This is a genomic window from Shewanella sp. KT0246 (genome assembly GCF_019654955.1).
GTDB classification, from domain to species: domain Bacteria; phylum Pseudomonadota; class Gammaproteobacteria; order Enterobacterales; family Shewanellaceae; genus Shewanella; species Shewanella goraebulensis.
Genome location: NZ_BPEV01000154.1, coordinates 1 through 443 on the forward strand (window position 1 = coordinate 1; position 443 = coordinate 443).

1 protein-coding gene is annotated in these 443 nt (G+C 46.0%); it reads left to right on the forward strand.

What is annotated here, in order from left to right; translation table 11 throughout:
- Positions 1-58: 58 nt before the first annotated feature.
- Positions 59-443, forward strand: a 385-nt coding sequence (locus K5Q58_RS20925) for a PAS domain-containing protein (protein WP_259651419.1), incomplete at its 3' end; no start/stop codon positions are given.

Here is a 443-nt window from a genome sequence, read left to right on the forward strand (position 1 = left end):
GGCATACGAGATTCGCCTTAGTCTCGTGGGCTCGCCCATCACAGATTTGGGCTTAAAGATGCTGCGTCTTTATGAGCAAACAGGTGAAGTGACACCAAAGAGCTACTTCAGTAACAACAAAGGTGGCGAGATGTTGAAGTCGAGCACCTGCATTATTATGGGTGAAACAGGCAAACCTATTGGTATGTTCTGCGTCAACATGAACTTGTCGCACCCGTTCCCAGAGATCATCAAGACTCTGATGCCAGATACTTCACAGCATCACAGTTTCGATATGACTGAAAACTTCAGCTCATCGGCTGGAGATGTGGTTGAGCAGGCCCTTAACCACGCGGTAATAGAGGTTGATGCCGACGACAGCGTTAATCTAAAAGGCCGTAATAAAGCTATTACTAAGGTGCTGTTTGATAATGGCATCTTTGAATTGAAAGAAGCGACGAACA